Below are 19,418 nucleotides of genomic sequence, written 5' to 3'. Positions count from 1 at the left end.
TTTTCAGAGCGATGGGCCAGCGTGCCCTTCGCTCGCGCGGTCGCGAGATCTTTCACTCTCGACGTCCGATTATGGTTCAGATCGCGCCCAGGCACCAAGCAAGAATGGACTTCTGCGCATGAAGACGGTTTTCCGCCTCATCGAAGACCACGGACTGCGGACCGTCAATCACATCATCCGTCACTTCCTCACCGCGATGGGCGGGCAGGCAATGCATGAACAATGCATCATTGCCGGCTTTCGCCATCAAGGCCGCGTTGACCTGATAAGGCTGGAAGACATTGTGACCCCGGGCCCGATGTTCCTGATTCATGGAGACCCAGGTATCGGTCACCACGCAATCGACGCCGGCGACCGCACGGTCGGCATCATGGCAAAGCATGATTTCGGCGCCCTCATTGCGGGCCCAGTTCAGATAGTGATCCTTTGGCTCCGAGCCAAGGGGCACGGCCATGTTCATGCGATAGCCGAAACGCGCGGCACCCTCGACCAGCGAATGCAGCACATTGTTGCCGTCGCCGGTCCAGGCGATGGTCTTGCCCTTGATCGGGCCGCGATGCTCTTCGAAGGTCATGATATCGGCCATGATCTGGCAGGGATGGGTGTCATCCGTCAGCGCATTGATCACGGGCACGGTCGCATGCTGGGCAAGCTCCAGCAGCCTGGAATGCTCGGTGGTGCGGATCATGATCGCATCGACATAGCGCGACAGCACCTTGGCGGTGTCGCCGATCGTCTCGGCGCGGCCGAGCTGCATCTCGGTGCCGGACAGGAACAGCGTTTCGCCGCCGAGCTGGCGCATGCCGACGTCGAAGGAGACGCGGGTGCGCGTCGACGGCTTCTCGAAGATCATCGCCAGCATCTTGCCGGCGAGCGGCTTGTCGCCCTGGCCTGCCTTGAAGGCCTGCTTGCGGGAAAGCGCATCGTTCATGATGGTTCTGAGATCGGCTGATGTGACCGCCGAAAGATCGAGGAAATGTTTAGGGCTCATATCGTCTTCTTACCTGTGCTGCGCCCGAAGGCGGCAATCTCTTCAAGCCGTCTTCTTGACCTTGGAGGCGCGAATGCTCTCGGCGGCGCGTTCGACGCGGGCAAGGCCCTCGCGGGCTTCCTCGGCGGTGACCACGAGCGGCGGAAGAAGGCGGATGACGTTGTCGCCGGCAGGCACGCCGAGCAGATGGGCGGCGCGGATCGCCTGCAGCAGTTCGGCTGAGGGAACGGCAGCCTTGATGCCGAGCAAAAGGCCCTCGCCGCGCACATCTTCGATCACGTCGGGATAACGATCCTTCAGCGAGGCGAGGCCCTGGCGGAAGACAAGTGCTACGTCGCGCACCTGCTGGAGGAAGCCATCGGCAAGGATGATGTCGAGCACGGCGCTGCCGACGGCCATGGCGAGCGGATTGCCGCCATAGGTCGAGCCATGCGTGCCGGCCTTCATGCCGGAGGCGGCCTCGGCCGTTGCGAGGCAGGCGCCGAGCGGGAAACCGCCGCCGATGCCCTTGGCGACAGCCATGATGTCGGGGGTGATGCCAGACCATTCATGGGCGAAGAGCTTGCCGGTTCGGCCGACGCCGGTCTGAACCTCGTCGAGGATCAACAGCAGGCCGTTCTCGTCGCAGAGCTGGCGAAGCGCCTTCATGAACTCAGGCGTGGCAGGACGGACGCCGCCCTCGCCCTGCACGGGCTCGATGAGGATGGCAGCCGTCGCCTCGGTGATCGCGGCGCGGACCGCTTCGATGTCGCCGAAAGCCACCTGATCGAAACCCGGCGCCTTGGGACCGAAACCTTCGAGATATTTTTCCTGGCCGCCGGCGGCGATCGTCGCCAGCGTCCGTCCGTGGAAGGCGCCTTCGAAGGTGATGATATGGAAACGCTCGGGATGGCCCTTGGAAAACTGATAGCGGCGCGCCGTCTTGATTGCGCATTCGAGCGCCTCGGCGCCTGAGTTGGTGAAGAACACCTTGTCGGCGAAAGTGGCGTCGGTCAGCCGTTTTGCCAGACGCTCCTGGCCGGGGATCTCATAGATGTTCGACAGGTGCCAGACCTTGTCGGCCTGCTCCTTCAATGCACCGACCACATGCGGATTGCTGTGGCCAACGGAGGTGACGGCGACGCCGGCGCCGAAATCGAGATATCGCTCGCCAGTTTCGGTGACCAGCCATACGCCCTCGCCTCGCTCGAACCGCAGCGGGGCACGAGAATAGGTGTCATAAAGCGGCGCGGCTTCAGCCATGGCGCGATCTCCATCAAAGTTGCCGGGCAATGACTCCGGCTAAGGAAACCAGGCCCGAAAAATCAAAAATGCCGCCTTGCGGCGGCGAGTGGCACTATTTCCTTTTCGCGCTGCAATGTCAACAAAACTGCGCCCTTAGCGTATGCAGCAAGGGTGTACAGCGGCATTTTCAGTCATCAACAGGCATTATTGCAGAAATGACACGCAGGGGCAGCAAGTTGGGGAAAACTACGAATTCGATTCATCCGGATTCATGCGACTCTTGTCACGGAGTCAGGCTCACACTAGGTTAAAGATCAATTACTAGACTGCATGCGGCGGAACTAGTCACCAAAATTGATCAAGCGTTTCTTGTTTCGGAGCTCCCGGGACAACGGTGAGGGATTCTGCCATCACCAACGCAAAAGGTGGAGACAGGGCATGAACTGGACAGACGAGCGGGTCGAGAAACTCAAGAAGCTTTGGGCCGAAGGACTGAGCGCCAGCCAGATCGCGGCACAACTTGGCGGGGTCAGCAGAAACGCGGTCATCGGCAAAGTGCACCGGCTGTGCCTTCCCGGCCGTGCCAAGGCCGGCGGCACCAACACTGCGGCGCGAACGCCGAAGCGCAACACATCGGCGCCGCGCGCACCGAACTACACCTCGCGGATCACGACCCGCACCGTCACCCGCCAGCAGGGCGCGACGATGCTGAAGGAAGAGATCGAGATCGAAACGATCGAGGAAATGGAATACGTGCCGAGAGGCAACGTGGTGGTGCCGATTTCGCGCCGCCTCGGCCTGACGGAACTGACCGAACGCACCTGCAAGTGGCCGGTCGGCGATCCGCTGAAGGACGACTTCCATTTCTGCGGCTGCGAGTCCCCCGACAATTCGCCTTATTGCGGCTATCACCAGAAGCTCGCCTACCAGCCGGTGAATGAACGCCGCCGGGCAGCGGCGCGGGCCAGCTGAACGCGGGCAACCATCGTTAGAATGCAGAAAACGGGCCGAGTGGCCCGTTTTTTTATGCGAGTGGATGTGAGCTCAGGTTCCTCCGTCATGCTCGGCCTTGTGCCGAGCATCTGATCACCTCAATTGCTTTGACGGAAAAACTTTATTTTCAAATACTTAACTTGGCGTGTGCAGATCCTCGGCACAAAGCCGAGGATGACGTCGCAGGTTTTGCCAGGGATTTGTCAGCAGGCTCATATGGAAGCCCTCAGGCTTCCATCGAATAACCGGCGCCGCGGACGGTGCGGATGACGTCCTGCATGTTGGAGAAATTCAGCGCCTTGCGCAGGCGGCCGACATGGACGTCGACGGTGCGCTCGTCAACATAGATATCGTGGCCCCAGACGCCATCGAGAAGCTGCGAGCGGGAGAAGACCCGGCCCGGCGACGACATCAGGAATTCCAGCAGGCGGAATTCGGTGGGGCCGAGGCGGACTTCGCGGCTCTTGCGATGGACGCGATGGGTTTCGCGGTCAAGCTCGATATCGCCGCATTTCAGCACCGTCGACAGCACCTCGGGACGGGCGCGGCGCAGCATCGCCTTGACGCGGGCAACGAGCTCGGGGGTCGAGAAGGGCTTGACGACATAATCGTCGGCGCCCGTCGACAATCCGCGGACGCGCTCGCTCTCCTCGCCGCGCGCCGTCAGCATGATGATCGGCAGTCGCTCGGTTTCCGGCCGCATGCGCAGGCGCCGGCAGAGCTCGATGCCGGAGACCCCCGGCAGCATCCAATCGAGGATGAGAAGATCGGGCGTGCGCTCCTGAAGCCTCATTTCGGCTTCGTCGCCACGAAGGATGGTATCGACCTCGAAGCCTTCCGCTTCGAGATTGTAGCGAAGAAGCACGCTGAGGGCTTCCTCGTCTTCAACAACTGCAACTCTCGGGATCATGCGTGTCGGTCTCCTCGCGCATCATCCTTAAATCAGGGGTGATTTAAGCAATTCATCCTGCGCAAATTCAGAAATTGGCTGCGACCTCTTTGCGCGCCCCGGACGGGCGCGCACGCAACTAACTATGCGGGCGGTTATTCCGTGACCGCGCCGACGGTGTTGGCGCTGTCGTCCTTCGGACGATCGCCTTCCGGCTGTGCGCCTGTCGTCATGTAAAAGATCGTCTCGGCGATGTTGGTGGCATGGTCGCCGATGCGCTCGATGTTCTTGGCGCAGAAGAGAAGATGCGTGCAGCTGGTGATGTTGCGCGGATCTTCCATCATGTAGGTCAGGAGTTCGCGAAACAGCGAGGTGTACATCGCGTCGATCTCGTTGTCGCGTTCACGGATCGCATTCGCCTTGTCGGCTGAACGATTGGTGTAGACATCGAGCACTTCCTTGAGCTGGACGAGCGCCAGCTCGGACAGATGCTCGAGGCCGCGGGCGAGCTTACGGGGAACGCCGGTGCTTTGGACGGCGATGACGCGCTTGGCGGTGTTTTTGCCGAGGTCGCCGACGCGTTCGAGATCGGCGGCGATGCGGATCGAACCCATGATTTCACGCAGGTCCGAGGCCATCGGCTGACGGCGGGCGATGGTGACGATCGCCTTGTCGCCGATTTCGCGTTCGGCGTGATCGAGGATCACATCGTCGGAGATGACCTTCTGCGCCAGCGCGGTATCGCCGTTGACGAGGGCGCGGACGGCTTCGCTGACCATCTGCTCGGCCAGGCCGCCCATTTCGGAAATCCGCCTGGACAGGAACTTCAGATCATCATCGTAGGCAGAAAAAATATGTGTCGATGCCATGGGGCTTTATCCTCGAATAACGGGAAGGCTTGGTGTCGCCAAAATCAACCGAAGCGACCCATGATGTAGTCCTGGGTGCGCGGATCGTCGGGATTGGTGAACATCTTGTCGGTGTCGTTCTCCTCGACGAGATTGCCGAGGTGGAACATGGCGGTGCGCTGCGAGACACGCGCGGCCTGCTGCATGGAGTGGGTGACGATGACGATCGTGTAGTTCTCGCGCAGCTCGTGGATCAGTTCCTCGACCTTGGCGGTGGCGATCGGATCGAGCGCCGAGCAGGGCTCGTCCATCAGGATGACTTCAGGGCTGACGGCGACGGCACGCGCAATGCAGAGGCGCTGTTGCTGGCCGCCGGACAGGCCGGTGCCGGATTCATGCACGCGGTCCTTGACCTCGTTCCAGAGGCCGGCGCGCTGCAGGCTGGTTTCGACGATCTGGTCGAGGTCGGCCTTCGACTTGGCAAGGCCATGGATGCGCGGGCCGTAGGAGACGTTTTCATAGATCGTCTTCGGGAACGGGTTCGGCTTCTGGAAGACCATGCCGACGCGGGCGCGAAGTTCGACGACGTCAATATCGGGATCATAGACATCGTCGGTATCAAGCGTGATCTTGCCGGTGACGCGGCAGCCGTCGATCGTATCGTTCATGCGGTTGAGGCACCGCAGAAAGGTCGACTTACCGCAGCCGGACGGGCCGATCAGGGCGGTTACGGTGTTTTCGCGGACGTTCAGGTTCACATCGAAAAGCGCGCGCTTTTCGCCGTAGTAAACCGAGACATCCTTTCCGATCATCTTATAAGGGACGTTGCTCATCTTCTGATCCAGCGCCTTTTCAACTGCAGCTTCCGTCAACATGTTCATGATGTGTAACTCCGTTTACCAGCGGCGCTCGAAGCGACGACGCAAGAGGATGGCGCCCATGTTCATGACGATCAGGAACAGGAGCAGGACGATGATGGCACCCGAAGTACGCTCAACGAAGGCACGTTCTGCCTCGTTGGCCCACATATAGACCTGTACGGGCAGAGCCGTCGAGGGATCGAGCGGTGTCGTCGGCGCGTTGGCGACGAAGGCGACCATGCCGATCAGCAGCAGCGGCGCGGTTTCGCCGAGCGCGTGCGCCAGGCCGATGATCGTGCCGGTCAGGATGCCCGGCATGGCGAGCGGCAGCACATGGTGGAACACCATCTGCATCTTCGAAGCGCCAAGGCCGAGCGCTGCGGCGCGGATCGACGGCGGCACGGCGCGCAGTGCCGCACGCGTCGCGATGATGATCGTCGGCAGGGTCATCAGCGTCAGCACCAGGCCGCCGACCAGCGAGGCCGAGCGCGGCAGGCCGATGAAGTTGATGAAGACGGAAAGACCGAGCAGACCGTAGACGATCGAAGGCACCGCGGCGAGGTTGTTGATGTTGACCTCGATCAGGTCCGTCAGCTTGTTCTTCGGCGCAAACTCCTCGAGATAGATCGAGGCGGCGACGCCGATCGGCAGAGCGAGCACGAGCACGATCAGCATCAGGTAGAGCGAGCCGATCAGGGCGACGCCAAGGCCTGCGGCCTCCGGACGGCTGGAATTGCCATTGACGAAAAGGCCGGTGTTGAACTGCTTGTGGAGAGCGCCGCTCGCCTTCAGTTCGTTCATCCAGCCGACCTGCTTGTCGTTGACCTTGCGGTTCTTCTCATCGACCGAGAGGTCGATCTGGGCCTTGTTGGCGCTGTCGACATTGGCGTCGGCGAGCACCGTGACATTGACCGTCTTGCCGATGATCGACGGATCGGCGATCACCATATCGCGCAGCTGGATCGGCGCGCTTTTCGACAGCATGGCGGATGCATCGCGCACGTCGGGACGGCTCGAGGCATTGATGTTCAGCTGCTTGACGATCGCGTCACGCAGGAGAACCGGATAGTTGGCGGCGATCAGCACCGAAGGGTCGGTCGCGCGCTTATTGTCGGGGTCGATCGTCTTCTCGACGAATTCGATCGGCAGGGTGATCGCCGTCTGCTGGAAGGCGGTATAACCTTTGCCGATCACCGTCCACAGCAGGATGAAGAGGAAGACGAGACCGAAGGTGATGGCGGCGATGCCATAGGCCTGGAACCGGCGCTCGGCGGCATAGCGGCGCTTGATGCCGATATCGCGGCGCGCGGGCGCCTTGGAAACGGTGACGCCTGATGTGGGAGAAACAATATCCGTCATTCGTACTGCTCCCGGTATTTGCGCACGATGTAGAGCGCGTAGATATTGAGGCAAAGCGTGATGCAGAACAGGGTGATGCCAAGGGCAAAGGCAACCAGCGTCTGCGGAGAGGTGAACTCAAGGTCGCCGGTCAGCTGGTTGACGATCTTGACCGTCACCGTCGTCATCGGCTCGAAGGGGTTGATCTGGATGCGGGCTGCCACACCGGCGGCCAGCACGACGATCATGGTTTCGCCGACGGCGCGCGAGGCAGTCATCAGCAATGCGCCGACGATGCCGGGAAGGGCTGCGGGCAAGACCACTTTCTTGACGGTTTCGGAGCGTGTGGCACCAAGACCGAGCGAACCGTCACGCAGGGACCCCGGCACGGCGGTGATGATATCGTCCGACAGCGAGGACACGTAAGGGATCAGCATGATGCCCATGACGATACCGGCCGTCAGAACGCTCTGCGCCTGAATGAAGTTGCTATAGTTGCCGGACAGAAGACCGCTGACCTGAGCGGAGAAATCGCGCAGGAACGGGCCGACGGTGACGAGCGCGAAGAAGCCATAGACGATCGTCGGAATGCCGGCGAGCACTTCGAGGAGCGGCTTGGCGATCGAGCGCACCTTCATCGAGGCGTATTCGGCCATGTAGATGGCGGCAAAGAGGCCGACCGGCACGGCGACCAGCATGGCGACCAGGCCGATATAGATCGTGCCGAGCAGCAGCGGGATCAGCCCGAACTGACCGAAGGACGAGCTGCCGGCGCCGGCAAAGCGCGGATCCCAGACGGTGCCGAAGAAGAAGTCCATGGCGGGAACGGCCGTAAAGAAGCGGGCGGCTTCCGACAGCATGGAGAGCACGATGCCGATCGTCGTCAGAATGGCGATCGAGGAGGCAAGCAGCAGGCCCCAGAGCATGACGCGCTCGACCCGGTTGCGGGCGCGGAAGCGCGGAGCGATGGAGCGCAGCGCATAGAAGGCGCCGGCAACGGCGAGCGCGAAGACGATCGCCGTCATGGCGATGCGGCTCGTCATGCTCATGGCGTTGAGCGTCCTGGCGGCGTCGATCATGTAAGGCAGCGGCTGGCCGGCAAGCGGCACGCCCTTTTCCAGGAGCTTGGCCTGAAGCGCAGCTGGATCGTTGCCGACCGCCGCAGTTTCATCCGAGGTCAGCATCGTCAGGCCGCGGGCGACCGTCGCCACCGTCGAATAACCAAGATCCTGCTCGACCGAGACCTGAGCCTTGATGTCGTCAGGGAAAGCGCTGCGAACCGAAGACTGGATGATGCCGGGGCTGATGGAGAGCCAGAGGCCAAGGACGATGAGGGCGGGAAGAACTGCCCAGATCGCCGCATAGGCGCCGTAATAGGCCGGCCGTGAATGCAGTGCGGAGGATCTGCCTCCGGCAAGCGCCGTGGCACGGTTGCGCGCGACCAGATAGGCGGCGACTCCGATCACCACAAGGCACAAAAGTATGATGGATGTGCTCATTCGTTACGTCCCCAGGCCCATAGCCCCAAAAAGCCCGGCAGCTTCGTCAGCTGCCTTCAGCTTCCAATCATGGAGAAGGAATTCAACCCTGCAGCGGACATGCCCGGCAGGGACATAAGCAATGCCGGCGCGGGCTGAAAGGCACCGCGCCGGCAAAAGTCATTACATAGCCTTACCGGCTTCGACTTCCTTGCGGATCGCTTCGCGCTCGGCATCCGGAGCGGCAACGAGGCCGTATTCGACGAGCGGGCTGTCAGGGCCGATCATCTGGTCGGATACGAAGAAGTTGACGTATTCCTTCAGGCCCGGAACAGCGCCGAGATGTGCCTTCTTGACGTAGAAGAACAGCGGGCGGGAAACCGGGTAAGTGCCGTTGGCGATCGTTTCGGTGGACGGAACGATACCGCTCATCGAAGCAACCTTGAGCTTGTCGGCGTTGTTTTCATAGAAGGAAAGGCCGAATACGCCGACGCCGGTCTTGTTGGCGGCGATGCGCGCCAGGGTTTCCGGATAGTCGCCGTCGATGTCAACGGCGGCGCCGTCCTTGCGGACTGCGACGCAGGCCTTGCCCTGGGCAGCCTTCTCGGCGATTTCCTTGGCGATGACGTCGGTTGCGCCAGAGGCCTTGCAGCCGGCAGCGAGAACGTTCTGTTCGAAGACTTCGCGGGTGCCGTGCTTTTCGCCCGGAATGTAGGCAGCAATATCAACAGCCGGAAGCTTCGGGTTGACTTCCGACCACTTCTTGTAGGGGTTGGCGACGAGCTTGCCATCGACGACGACCTGGGCTGCGAGGGCCTTGTAGATGTCGGCAGGAACGTAAGCGAGATCGGGGTTGGAAGCGTCGGTTGCGAAGACGATGCCGTCATAACCGATCTTGACTTCCTGGATGTCGGTTACGCCGGCAGCCTTGCAGGCTTCCAGTTCGTTCTTGTTGATCGGACGCGATGAATTCGCAATATCGATGGTGTCTTCACCAACGCCCTTGCAGAATTCCTTCAGGCCAGCGCCCGAGCCGCCGGATTCGACGACCGGCGTCTTGAAGTTGGTGAAGGTTTCGCCGAAGGACTCGGCAACGATCTTTGCGTAAGGCAGGACGGTGGACGAACCAGCGACCTGAATCTGGTCGCGGGCGACGGCAGCGCCAGCGAAAGCAGCAGTTGCAGCGAGCGCGGCAACGGTGAGCTTGAAGGTGTTCATGTAAATCTCCCGCATTGGGCTTGTGTGAGTGCGGCCTTAGAGAGGCCCTCGCATTGCCTTTTTTCATCGGCGGGACTCTCTTAGCTCTTGAAGCCTCGTCCTTTTATGTCAAATCGATGAAACATTTGTGACAATATAAGTTGTTGATTTAAAATGATAAAATTATGCAACGTATAAGTGTTGCGACATATCGTTAGAAGCGGACGGTAAAATCGGTGCCTTTGCCGACTTCCGACTTGACGATCAGCCGCGCCCGGTGGCGGGTGAGGATGTGTTTGACGATGGCAAGGCCGAGGCCGGTGCCCTTTTTCGACCGGCTGTCCTCGATGCTGACCCGGTAGAAGCGCTCCGTCAGCCGCGGCACATGCTCGGCCGGGATGCCCGGGCCCCTGTCGACGATGCTGACCTCGACCGGCTGGCCGGTGCCGTTTTTCAGCCAGACATCGACGATCTCGCCCTCCTGGCCGTATTTGCAGGCATTTTCCATCAGGTTCTCGAAGACCTGGACAAGTTCGTCGCGGTCGCCCAGCACCTCGACCTTGCCGTCGGGCAGATGCAGATTGATGTCGACGCCGACATCCCTGGCCAGCGGCACAAGCGCGTCCCTGACATGGCCAAGCAGCGGCACCAGATCGATCTTCTCATCAGGCGCAATGTGCGATTTCAGCTCCAGGCGGGAGAGCGACAGCAGGTCGTCGACCAGCCGGCTCATGCGCGTCGTCTGGTCGAGCATGATGTTGAGGAAACGCGCCTGCGCCTTCAGATCGTTCTTCGCCGGTCCCTGGATGGTCTCGATGAAGCCGCGCAGCGAGGCAAGCGGCGTGCGCAACTCATGGCTGGCATTGGCGACAAAATCCGAGCGCATCCGGTCGATGCGGCGGACCTCTGAAATATCGCGGAAGGACAGGATGAAATAACGTTCATGCGGGCCGTCATCGGCCGCGAATTCGACAGGAGCGCTGCGCACGATATAGACGCGCTCGGACGGCAGCCGCTCGGAATGCTCGATCTGGTTCGGTGCGTTGGTGGCGATGGTTTCGCGCACCATGTCGAGCACGCCGGGCGAGCGCATACGGGCCGATATATGGGCGCCGAGCGCCACCTCGCCGAAGGCCTTTTCGGCAGCGCGGTTCTGGAAGAGCACCGAGGCGTCGTCCGACAGCACCATGACGGGGATATCGAGGCCGGAGAGCGTGGCGGAAACTTCAGGCAGCCGGCTTGGCGGCGCTTCCGGCTCGATCTCCACCGGCGGTGCCGGCTCGGCCTTGATGATTGGCGCCTCGTTGAAAAGCGCCGTGAGGATCATCACAAGCAGGAGGACAAGCACAACCCACTTGTTCATGCCGGCGGCAAGCGCGGCGAGCGCGCTGAGGATTGCCGCAAGCAGCACCGGCCGTTCGCGCCGGATGCGCGCCAACAGGCTTTTTCTCCATGGAGTTTCGTCTGGCAAGTGCCCTCGCGGCGTCGATTCGTTTTTCTTATATTGGAACTCTGCCTGATAGCGGCAATTCATGACAGAAGTTTTCGGGCTGCCGCTCAGATGCGAAAGACCGCAGCCGAAACCCACGAAAAAATGCCGGCGGGTTGCGAAAGATTTGATTTTCAACGGTAAATATGTTCGCTTGCAGGAAGAGAAGCGATCGGGCTGTGGAGGCTGATATGGACGAGGACGTCGAAAACAGGGCCGTGGAGCTGGAGATCCGCGGAAAGAAGCGCATCTTCGATGTCGACGATCCCACTCTGCCGGCCTGGGTGGAGGAACGCGCGCTGGAATCCGGCGACTTTCCCCACAAGAAGAAGCTCAAGGAGGAGGACTATCTGGAGCAGCTGGAAAAGCTGCAGATCGAACTCGTCAAGGTGCAGTTCTGGCTGCAGGCGACCGGCAAGCGGGTGATGGCGCTGTTCGAAGGGCGCGACGCTGCCGGCAAGGGCGGCGCGATTTCGGCCTCCTCGGCGAATATGAACCCACGCCTAGCGCGCGTCGTGGCGCTGACCAAGCCGACCGATCGCGAGCAGGGGCAATGGTATTTCCAGCGCTATGTCGCGCAGTTTCCGACGGCCGGCGAATTCGTGCTGTTCGACCGGTCCTGGTACAACCGCGCCGGCGTCGAGCCGGTCATGGGCTTCTGCACGCCGCAGCAATATGAGGATTTCCTCAAGCAGGCGCCGCAGCTCGAAAAGATCATCGCCCATGAGGGCATCTTCTTCTTCAAATTCTATCTCGATATCGGCCGCGAGATGCAGCTCAAGCGCTTCCACGACCGCCGGCACGATCCGCTGAAAGTCTGGAAACTGTCGTCGATGGATATCGCCGCGCTGACGAAATGGGACGATTACAGCGACAAGCGCAACCGGATGCTGAAGGAAACCCATACGGATTTCGCGCCATGGACGGTGATCCACGGCAACGACAAGCGGCGGGCGCGCCTCGAACTCATCCGCCACATGCTGAACAGGATGGATTATGACGGCAAGGACAGACAAGCGCTCGGCACGGTCGACGAGGAGATCATCGGCTCAGGGCCAGGCTTTTTGAAGTAGAGCTTTCGGAACAGACTGGCTTCCTGAAATCGAAGCCGGGGTCACCGGCTCTGCCGAGACCGAGGTCACCGGCTCTGCCGGGACCGGCCTTACTGCCCCGGCAGGATGCGGATGGCGAAGAGGTTGATGCCGCGCGCCTTGCCGTCGAGATCGCTGTTGATCGTCAGCGTGCCCGGCGAATTCGGCGCGAGCGAGCGGTCGAACTTCACCTGCAGCAGCGCATCCGATTTTTCCCGGGTGACGTTGAAGCGGTGGCGGGCGCAATTGCCGAGCGTCTGGAAATTGCATTCGACGGTGATCTGCGTCGGCTCGTCGGTGGTGGATTGCAGCGTCAGCGCGATCGTCGAGGATTTGCCGGCCAGCTGCTGCAGCACCGACGGCGGCACGCTGATTGATATATTGCCATCGGCCGCACCGCTTTCGGAAATCAGCCGAATGGCCGGACCGTCATTCTCGGTGATCTTTTCGGTGCGCGCCCGCGGGCCGGTCTGCATCTTGTCGGCGTCCTCAGGCTTGAACAGCGGGATCCAATCAGCCGAGAAACTGTTCTGCGGATCGATGGTGACCGGCTGTTCTGTGTGAGAGCCCGCATTCCCGGCGCTGTCGTCATTGCCGGTAAAATCCTCCGGCTGCGTGCTTGCCGGCGGATTGGCGACGCTGGTGTCGCGCTCGGCCGCCGTCATCAGCAGGCCCGACGTATACGCCCACCAGGCGCCGATGCCGATGAAGGCAAGCAACACGCACCAGACGAGCAGCCGCGAAAAGAATTTGCGCGGTTTACGGCGGCCCGCCGCCCGCTCCGGGCGGAAATCCATGGTGGTGGCGCGCTGACCGCGGGCAAGGCGTTCCTCGCCGACGGGAGCGGCAGCGAGATGATCGGTATTGCCGGCATGCACGTCGTCGAGGCTCGACTCGTCGCCGCGGCTGAAGGCTACCTCGGGGGTGCGGGTTTCGCCCACAGGCACGGGACTGTCGATAAGGCTGTCAATATCGGCCACATCACCGCGCGGAACCGGCGGCGCCGGCATTTCAACGACCGGCGGCACGGGCACTTCAGGCGGCCTCTGGCGGGGGTGAAGGCGGTCGCGCTCCTCGCCTTCGATGGCGTGAATGGTGCTTTCCAGGCGGTGGCGGTGATGGGCGACAACTTCGGAATCGGTGATATCCTGCTTGCGCAGGCCGGCTTCCAGCGCCTGGCGGGCCGACTGATAGATCCTCGCTCGAACCTCCGGATTGTCGCGATCGGAATTCTCGAGCGCTGTTCTGATGGCCGTTTCTAATCCGCTCACATTCAGTCCTTCACCTTGAACTCGGCATTGGACTGCAATCCCTGCCGTTCTCTATCAAAATTCGGTAACGGCAAGTGCGGCAAACCGCAAGCCTTGCGAGGGCCGGCCGCAGTCGATCGGCGGGGATATCGGCAGCTTTCACCGCTTACGGGCCTTATTCTATTAGCTTTCTCGGACGTATATATTCGGGCCGAAATCGACGAAGACATGGCAGCCGGTCTTTAATCGCCTTTTCATCTCTGTTATGAGATTGACGTTTTCGTAAACGTCAATGGAGGTGATGACCATGGCCCTACCCCCCATCCTGAGGGACAAATTGAGACTGCCGGTCATCGGCTCGCCGCTCTTCATCATCTCGCACCCGGCGCTGACGCTGGCGCAATGCAAGGCGGGCATCGTCGGCGCATTTCCGGCATTGAACGCCCGGCCGGAAAGCCAACTCGACGAATGGCTGGCGGAGATTACCGAGGAGCTCGCCCGCCACGACGCCGCCCATCCGGAGCGGCCGGCCGCGCCCTTTGCCGTCAACCAGATCGTCCATATGTCGAACAAGCGGCTGGAGCACGATCTTACGCTCTGCGTCAAATACAAGGTGCCGATCGTCATCTCCTCGCTCGGCGCCGTGCCCGAGGTCAATGCCGCCGTGCATTCCTATGGCGGCATCGTGCTGCATGACATTATCAACAACCGCCATGCCCATTCGGCGATCCGCAAGGGCGCCGACGGGCTGATTGCGGTCGCGGCAGGCGCCGGCGGCCATGCCGGCACGCTGTCGCCCTTTGCCCTGACCCAAGAAATCCGCGAATGGTTCGACGGACCGCTGCTGCTGGCCGGCGCAATCGCAACCGGCGGCGCCATCCTCGCCGCAGAAGCGATGGGCGCCGACATGGCCTATATCGGCTCGCCCTTCATCGCAACGCAAGAAGCCCGCGCCGCAGACGCCTACAAGCAGGCGATCGTCGAAGGGGCCGCCAGCGATATCGTCTATTCCAACTATTTCACCGGCGTGCACGGCAACTATCTCAAGCCCTCGATCGTGGCTGCCGGCATGGACCCGGACAATCTCCCCTTAGCCGATGTCTCGAAGATGGATTTCGAGCAGGCTGTCGGCGGCGCCAAGGCCTGGAAGGACATATGGGGCAGCGGCCAGGGCATCAGCGCCGTCAAAGCCGTCGAGCCGGTGGCAAATCTCGTCGACCGGCTGGAGGCCGAATACAGGGCGGCGCGCGCCCGGCTGACGCTCTGAGGCGCGCCTTCTTGGCCCCTCCCCTCTTTTTTGCCAAAGCCATGACAGGGTGCTTGAAATCTTCCAACAATGGCTGTATCAGCGCCATGCAAATCGCAGGCCGCATGCTTCGGCCGTGAAACGCCGCTTTAGCTCAGGTGGTAGAGCACATCATTCGTAATGATGGGGTCGCAGGTTCGAGTCCTGCAAGCGGCACCATTTATTAGCTTAAACGGCTGATTTTTCTTGCCTATTCGCACTGACGATTTTCGCCAATCCACCTTTTAGCCCACCGTTACCCGTTCGTTAGGAAAGGAGTGCGTTGATTGCAAGGCAGATAAAATGTCGTGCTTCACAGGTTCAAACTGTCGCTCCCGTTAGTTCGCTGCTCGATCGGTAGTGACGCGACTATTCCGGGGAAGCATTGAGAAACGGCGCTGATTTTTAGAATCCAGCACCTCCTCTGCGTCCATAAGGTCGGCGCGGACCTATGAATTAAGAAATCCAGAAATGCTTTCAGCGCATTAGCGGAAATGGAACCTTTTCGGTAATTGAAAATTTATGGAAACGTATTTACATTGACCACACATGGACGTATTCGAACGTTCATCGAGTACGTCGCACAAATCAATTCACCTGTGCGATTGATGGAGAAGTATGATGTCCGCTCTTAGGAAAACCAAAACCGTCAATCTTCGAATTGAACCGGAAACGCATGATCTAATCGCACGCGCTGCTGAGGTTTGTGGAAAGAGCATAACTGCGTTCATGACCGAAGCCTCTGTATATACCGCGCAAGAAGAGTTGCTAGATCAACGATTCATAGGTGTATCCGCTGAAGTGTTTGACGCTGTAAGTGACCAGCTTGCCGCTCCAGGCGTAGCCAGAGACAACTTGGTCAAGCTTTTTCAGACCAAAGTAGAATGGATGGACTGACGTTTGCCGTATCGGAAGCCCTGCCCCATTACAAATCATCACATCATTGAGGGCTTCTCATCAGGGAAGCCCTCATTGGATTCGTGGCTAAAGGAAATGGCCTTATATAATCAGGAGCAGGGATATACTCGTACATTTGTAATTGCGGACGAAAACTTCAGAGTGGTAGGTTACCATTCGATTTGCGCAGGTATGATACACCGAAACGATGTTTCCCGATCGGTAAAGGGGTCTAAATCTCCCACCGAAATTCCGATTGCAGTTTTAGCCCGACTTGCGGTTGATGCCGATCATCAAGGTAGGGGCCTTGGCAAAGTACTCCTTAAAAACGCGCTCCTGAGTGTGGTTTCCGCCGCGCAGGTAGTCGCTTTTCGCGCCGTGATAATCCACGCTCTCGATGATGATGCTGTCACTTTTTATAAAAAATTCGGCTTTCAGGAGACGAAGAACATGGAGCGGCGTCTCATTTTGCCGACAAAGGACATTGCAGCTTCCTTGAACGAGACCACAGGCTAGCCTGATGCGGAAGGTGCGGACGTCATCGGTTTCCGAAAATTTGCGAGGCTTCCTCTGGGACGTGAATGCGTCAGCGCCCTTAACCGCGGACGAGCAACATCAGCCCCGGAAACTTGCCGAAGACGGGCGGTTTCGGCTTCGTAATGGTCGGCCAACTGGATGCGCAGTTCGCATTCCTGGATAGCCTTAATCCTGTAGGCGCGGTTTCGCGCGAGAGTCTTTTCGGTTCGCCCCGTTGGCGTGGACCGCTTCTACCTTTCGAGGAGTTTTCTCTCTTCGCTGGCCGTGCAAATGGCGATGAAACTGCAAAGATGGATACCTTGAGTATTGAAAGGCAACGATAGCTTTCTCCGATAAGAAAGCAATCAGCACGCGAACTTATGGAATATAATGGCCGCAAACCGGTCTCCCCGGTTCCAATCAAACGACCGTGAAAACCGCAACCCCGACAGGAACAATGCCAACCCCGTGCCGGTTTCCTCCCGTGAGGCAACAAGCATGGAGAAAATCATGTCCTGCAAGTTCATCGCGATATCGCTGCTTTCTATCGGCTTGGCCGGCCCGGCGCTGGCGCAGACGGCCGGGGGTGCGGATTCCAATGGGCGGCTTTCGGTGGCGCCGATCATTGGCGGGTCAGGGAGTTCGGGCGCCGGTTCTGCCGGGGCCGGGTCAGCTGGCACTGGTTCTGTCGGCGGCGGTGCAACGGGCACCGGGTCTGTCGGCACCGATTCCGGCAGCACGACCGGCACTGGCGGCGTCAATCTCAACAGCGGCCGCAGCACGATCAACCCCGGCGGGGTCAATCCCAACCTGCAGCAGACACCGGGTTGCACCAGCGGCAGCGCGGATACCGGCTCGCTGGGCGAGGCATGCCCGCAATGAGGATGAGGTGATTGTTCGCCTTACCTGCTGTCAAAGCGAAGGCCCGGAGCGGAATGGCGCCGGGCCTTCGCTTGCGGCCGAAACTTCCCTGACATCACGCGAAAACAACGGCTGGCGTCAGAAACCGGTCTCGGCCTGCTTTACCGGCCGGGCTTGAGGTCGTAAAAGAGCCACATCACTCCGCAAGCGGCGCATCGCCCCACATCTCGCCAGCCTGCCGATATTTCCGGCATCTGCGGAGCACCCGAAGAGGATCGTCATGTCGAATGCAGCGCAACGCTCGAACCGCGTGCTTATCGTCGCCACCATCATGCTGGCGACCTTCATGGTGGCGATCGAGGCGACGATCGTGGCGACCGCGATGCCGCGCATCGTCGGGGAGCTTGGCGGCTTTTCCTATTACAGCTGGGTGTTTTCGGCCTTCCTACTGGCGCAGTCGACGACGACTGTTATCTACGGCAAGCTTTCCGATATTTTTGGGCGCAAGCCGGTGCTGATCGGCGGCATCCTGATCTTCCTGGTCGGCTCGGCTCTCTGCGGGCTTGCCTGGTCGATGATGTCGCTGGTGCTGTTCCGGCTGCTGCAGGGGCTCGGCGCCGGCGCCATCCAGCCGGTGACGATGACGATCATCGGCGATCTCTTCAAGCTGGAGGAGCGCGGCCGCGTGCAGGGCGCGATGGCGACTGTCTGGGCGACCTCGGCCGTCGTCGGGCCGCTTGCCGGCGGCATCATCGTCGACAATATCTCCTGGGCCTGGATCTTCTGGATCAACCTGCCGATCGGCGTCATCTCGATCATCGCCTTCATGGTCTTCCTCAAGGAGGACGTGGCGCACAAGCAGGCAAAGATCGATTACCTCGGATCGGTGCTGTTTTCGATCTCGATCGTGGCACTGCTCGTCATGCTGACGGAAACCGATGCCAGCGCCTGGATCCTGCTTTCGCTTTTCGCCGTCTTCGTGGTCACGGGCCTTCTCTTTCTCGCCCAGGAGAAGCGGGCGCCGGAGCCGATCATTTCGATCCCGCTCTGGAGCCGAAGGCTGATTGCGACCAGCAATGCGGCGACGCTGCTGGCCGGCATGGCGCTGATCGGGCTTTCGACAATCCTGCCGCTCTATGTGCAGGGCGTGCTCGGCCGCTCGCCTCTTGTCGCAGGCTTCACGCTCACCATGCTCGTCGTCGGCTGGCCCCTGGCGGTGATGCTCTCCAGCCGCTTCTACAAGGCCTTCGGCATCCGCCGCACGCTGCGCGTCGGCAGCCTGATGTTTCCGTTCGGCGCCTGTTTCCTGTTGTTCCTGACGCCTGACAGTTCGCCGATCGTTGCCGGCGCCGGCTCCTTCTTCATGGGCTTCGGCATGGGCCTCATCAGCCTCACCAGCATCGTGCTGGTGCAAGACAGCGTCGAATGGTCGATGCGCGGCAGCGCCACGGCCTCGATCATCTTTGCCCGCAGCCTCGGCAATACCCTCGGCGCCACCGTGCTCGGCGCCATCCTCAATGCCGGCATCAACCACTATGCGAGCGGCGAGGCGGCGGCAGGCCTGCATGAGGCGCTGAACCAGCCAACCGGGCTCTCGGCGCTCGCCGCCGATCCGGCGATCCGCTCGATCTTCAACGCGGCCCTGCACTGGAGCTTCTGGGGCGTGGTCGTCGTCGCGGTGCTGACCTTCTTCACCACCTGGCTGATCCCGGTCGGGCCTAGCCAAAAGCGCGAGGGGGCGGCTGTCGCAAGCGAGGCAGCCTCGCATTAGGGGCCGAAAAGCAGAGCGAAAATGGGCGTCAACTGGGCTTATGAGAGGAAGGCTTATGCACAAAGGATCCTGCCTGTGTGGCGCCATAACTTTCGAAATCGAAGGCGATCTGCGAGCGCCGGACGCGTGCCATTGCTCCAAATGCCGAAAACAATCCGGCCACTTTTTCGCTTCAACCGACGTGCCAAGGCGTCAGATCGCGATCCAGGGAGGTGAAAGTGTTACTTGGTACCAATCCTCAGAAAAAGTGAGGCGTGGATTTTGCGGGGTATGTGGATCATCGCTGTTTTGGGACCCACCTCATCACGACTGGATTGCTGTCGCGATGGGTGCATTTGATGGCCCGACCGAAACCAAATTGAAAATGCATATCTTTGTCGCTGACAAAGGCGACTACTACGACATCACCGACAACCTGCCCCAGAATGCGCAATAGGCAG

18 protein-coding genes and 1 tRNA gene are annotated in these 19,418 nt (G+C 60.5%); 9 read left to right on the top strand and 10 right to left on the bottom strand.

The features are described from left to right. Window positions 1-76: 76 nt before the first annotated feature. Both argF and BA011_RS22555 read right to left on the bottom strand, forming a co-directional pair. Window positions 77-991: an ornithine carbamoyltransferase gene (gene argF / locus BA011_RS22560; protein WP_065282083.1), complete on the bottom strand. Its 915-nt coding sequence runs from the start codon at window positions 989-991 to the stop codon at window positions 77-79. A 42-nt stretch (window positions 992-1,033) separates the two neighbouring features. Next, the gene (locus BA011_RS22555) at window positions 1,034-2,233 is read right to left on the bottom strand and encodes an aspartate aminotransferase family protein (RefSeq protein ID WP_065282082.1); all 1,200 of its coding nucleotides are present in this window, start codon (window positions 2,231-2,233) and stop codon (window positions 1,034-1,036) included. A gap of 420 nt (window positions 2,234-2,653) precedes the next feature. On the opposite strand from BA011_RS22555, the gene BA011_RS22550 reads away from it, so the two are divergent. Further along, complete coding sequence (locus BA011_RS22550) at window positions 2,654-3,187, top strand: GcrA family cell cycle regulator (RefSeq protein ID WP_017958849.1); 534 nt, start codon at window positions 2,654-2,656, stop codon at window positions 3,185-3,187. Window positions 3,188-3,434: 247 nt separating this feature from the next. Here the strand turns inward: BA011_RS22550 and phoB are convergent, their stop codons facing one another. The 7 genes from phoB to phoR form a co-directional block, all read right to left on the bottom strand. Beyond that, entirely contained in the window at window positions 3,435-4,118 is a 684-nt protein-coding gene (gene phoB, locus BA011_RS22545; RefSeq protein WP_010068798.1) for a phosphate regulon transcriptional regulator PhoB, read from the bottom strand. A gap of 134 nt (window positions 4,119-4,252) precedes the next feature. Beyond that, window positions 4,253-4,966: a phosphate signaling complex protein PhoU gene (phoU, locus tag BA011_RS22540; protein ID WP_003556199.1), complete on the bottom strand. Its 714-nt coding sequence runs from the start codon at window positions 4,964-4,966 to the stop codon at window positions 4,253-4,255. 44 nt (window positions 4,967-5,010) lie between these two features. Further along, window positions 5,011-5,826 carry a phosphate ABC transporter ATP-binding protein PstB gene (gene pstB / locus BA011_RS22535; protein WP_017958848.1) on the bottom strand — a complete coding sequence of 272 codons (816 nt, stop codon included), beginning with the start codon at window positions 5,824-5,826 and terminating at the stop codon, window positions 5,011-5,013. Window positions 5,827-5,841: 15 nt separating this feature from the next. Continuing rightward, window positions 5,842-7,164 carry a phosphate ABC transporter permease PstA gene (pstA, locus tag BA011_RS22530; protein ID WP_017958847.1) on the bottom strand — a complete coding sequence of 441 codons (1,323 nt, stop codon included), beginning with the start codon at window positions 7,162-7,164 and terminating at the stop codon, window positions 5,842-5,844. Beyond that, on the bottom strand, window positions 7,161-8,642 hold the full coding sequence (gene pstC, locus BA011_RS22525) for a phosphate ABC transporter permease subunit PstC (RefSeq protein ID WP_065282081.1): 1,482 nt from the start codon (window positions 8,640-8,642) through the stop codon (window positions 7,161-7,163). Before pstC ends, pstA begins: the two co-directional genes overlap by 4 nt. Before the next feature lie 162 nt (window positions 8,643-8,804). Then, the gene (locus tag BA011_RS22520) at window positions 8,805-9,839 is read right to left on the bottom strand and encodes a substrate-binding domain-containing protein (RefSeq protein WP_065282080.1); all 1,035 of its coding nucleotides are present in this window, start codon (window positions 9,837-9,839) and stop codon (window positions 8,805-8,807) included. A 193-nt stretch (window positions 9,840-10,032) separates the two neighbouring features. Further along, window positions 10,033-11,256: a phosphate regulon sensor histidine kinase PhoR gene (phoR, locus tag BA011_RS22515; RefSeq protein WP_065282631.1), complete on the bottom strand. Its 1,224-nt coding sequence runs from the start codon at window positions 11,254-11,256 to the stop codon at window positions 10,033-10,035. Between the two features lie 242 nt (window positions 11,257-11,498). Between phoR and ppk2 the strand changes: the two genes are divergently transcribed. Continuing rightward, the gene (gene ppk2 / locus BA011_RS22510) at window positions 11,499-12,380 is read left to right on the top strand and encodes a polyphosphate kinase 2 (RefSeq protein ID WP_065282079.1); all 882 of its coding nucleotides are present in this window, start codon (window positions 11,499-11,501) and stop codon (window positions 12,378-12,380) included. Between the two features lie 89 nt (window positions 12,381-12,469). Here ppk2 and BA011_RS22505 read toward each other — a convergent pair whose 3' ends face one another. Then, window positions 12,470-13,669 (bottom strand): regulator, encoded by a 1,200-nt coding sequence (locus BA011_RS22505; RefSeq protein WP_065282078.1) that lies wholly within the window; start codon window positions 13,667-13,669, stop codon window positions 12,470-12,472. Between the two features lie 286 nt (window positions 13,670-13,955). Here BA011_RS22505 and BA011_RS22500 point away from each other — a divergent pair, with 286 nt between their 5' ends. The 7 genes from BA011_RS22500 (at window position 13,956) to BA011_RS22470 (ending at window position 19,414) form a co-directional block, all read left to right on the top strand. Next, entirely contained in the window at window positions 13,956-14,915 is a 960-nt protein-coding gene (locus BA011_RS22500; protein WP_065282077.1) for an NAD(P)H-dependent flavin oxidoreductase, read from the top strand. Window positions 14,916-15,037: 122 nt separating this feature from the next. Beyond that, window positions 15,038-15,113 (top strand) — tRNA-Thr (locus BA011_RS22495). Between the two features lie 441 nt (window positions 15,114-15,554). Beyond that, window positions 15,555-15,830, top strand: a complete 276-nt coding sequence (locus BA011_RS22490; RefSeq protein ID WP_065282076.1) for a DUF1778 domain-containing protein — start codon at window positions 15,555-15,557, stop codon at window positions 15,828-15,830. 96 nt (window positions 15,831-15,926) lie between these two features. Continuing rightward, complete coding sequence (locus BA011_RS22485; protein WP_151343509.1) at window positions 15,927-16,346, top strand: GNAT family N-acetyltransferase; 420 nt, start codon at window positions 15,927-15,929, stop codon at window positions 16,344-16,346. Between the two features lie 510 nt (window positions 16,347-16,856). Then, window positions 16,857-17,228 (top strand): hypothetical protein, encoded by a 372-nt coding sequence (locus BA011_RS22480; protein ID WP_065282074.1) that lies wholly within the window; start codon window positions 16,857-16,859, stop codon window positions 17,226-17,228. Between the two features lie 259 nt (window positions 17,229-17,487). Next, entirely contained in the window at window positions 17,488-18,978 is a 1,491-nt protein-coding gene (locus BA011_RS22475) for an MDR family MFS transporter (RefSeq protein ID WP_065282073.1), read from the top strand. Window positions 18,979-19,033: 55 nt separating this feature from the next. Beyond that, window positions 19,034-19,414 (top strand): GFA family protein, encoded by a 381-nt coding sequence (locus BA011_RS22470; protein WP_065282072.1) that lies wholly within the window; start codon window positions 19,034-19,036, stop codon window positions 19,412-19,414. The last annotated feature ends 4 nt before the right edge of the window (window positions 19,415-19,418 follow it).

The organism is Rhizobium leguminosarum (genome assembly GCF_001679785.1).
Lineage (GTDB): Bacteria > Pseudomonadota > Alphaproteobacteria > Rhizobiales > Rhizobiaceae > Rhizobium > Rhizobium leguminosarum_R.
This window is presented reverse-complemented; position numbering and strand designations above follow the sequence as displayed.

What these genes read in the sequence shown, in the direction of transcription:
- BA011_RS22480 (WP_065282074.1), top strand. Translation starts at nt 16,857, where the DNA reads ATGTCCTGCAAGTTCATCGCGATATCGCTGCTTTCTATCGGCTTGGCC.
- argF (WP_065282083.1), bottom strand. Translation starts at nt 991, where the DNA reads ATGAGCCCTAAACATTTCCTCGATCTTTCGGCGGTCACATCAGCCGAT.
- pstC (WP_065282081.1), bottom strand. Translation starts at nt 8,642, where the DNA reads ATGAGCACATCCATCATACTTTTGTGCCTTGTGGTGATCGGAGTCGCC.
- BA011_RS22550 (WP_017958849.1), top strand. Translation starts at nt 2,654, where the DNA reads ATGAACTGGACAGACGAGCGGGTCGAGAAACTCAAGAAGCTTTGGGCC.
- BA011_RS22475 (WP_065282073.1), top strand. Translation starts at nt 17,488, where the DNA reads ATGTCGAATGCAGCGCAACGCTCGAACCGCGTGCTTATCGTCGCCACC.
- pstB (WP_017958848.1), bottom strand. Translation starts at nt 5,826, where the DNA reads ATGAACATGTTGACGGAAGCTGCAGTTGAAAAGGCGCTGGATCAGAAG.
- pstA (WP_017958847.1), bottom strand. Translation starts at nt 7,164, where the DNA reads ATGACGGATATTGTTTCTCCCACATCAGGCGTCACCGTTTCCAAGGCG.
- BA011_RS22500 (WP_065282077.1), top strand. Translation starts at nt 13,956, where the DNA reads ATGGCCCTACCCCCCATCCTGAGGGACAAATTGAGACTGCCGGTCATC.
- BA011_RS22485 (WP_151343509.1), top strand. Translation starts at nt 15,927, where the DNA reads ATGGCCTTATATAATCAGGAGCAGGGATATACTCGTACATTTGTAATT.
- BA011_RS22470 (WP_065282072.1), top strand. Translation starts at nt 19,034, where the DNA reads ATGCACAAAGGATCCTGCCTGTGTGGCGCCATAACTTTCGAAATCGAA.
- phoU (WP_003556199.1), bottom strand. Translation starts at nt 4,966, where the DNA reads ATGGCATCGACACATATTTTTTCTGCCTACGATGATGATCTGAAGTTC.
- BA011_RS22490 (WP_065282076.1), top strand. Translation starts at nt 15,555, where the DNA reads ATGTCCGCTCTTAGGAAAACCAAAACCGTCAATCTTCGAATTGAACCG.
- BA011_RS22520 (WP_065282080.1), bottom strand. Translation starts at nt 9,839, where the DNA reads ATGAACACCTTCAAGCTCACCGTTGCCGCGCTCGCTGCAACTGCTGCT.
- ppk2 (WP_065282079.1), top strand. Translation starts at nt 11,499, where the DNA reads ATGGACGAGGACGTCGAAAACAGGGCCGTGGAGCTGGAGATCCGCGGA.
- BA011_RS22555 (WP_065282082.1), bottom strand. Translation starts at nt 2,233, where the DNA reads ATGGCTGAAGCCGCGCCGCTTTATGACACCTATTCTCGTGCCCCGCTG.
- phoB (WP_010068798.1), bottom strand. Translation starts at nt 4,118, where the DNA reads ATGATCCCGAGAGTTGCAGTTGTTGAAGACGAGGAAGCCCTCAGCGTG.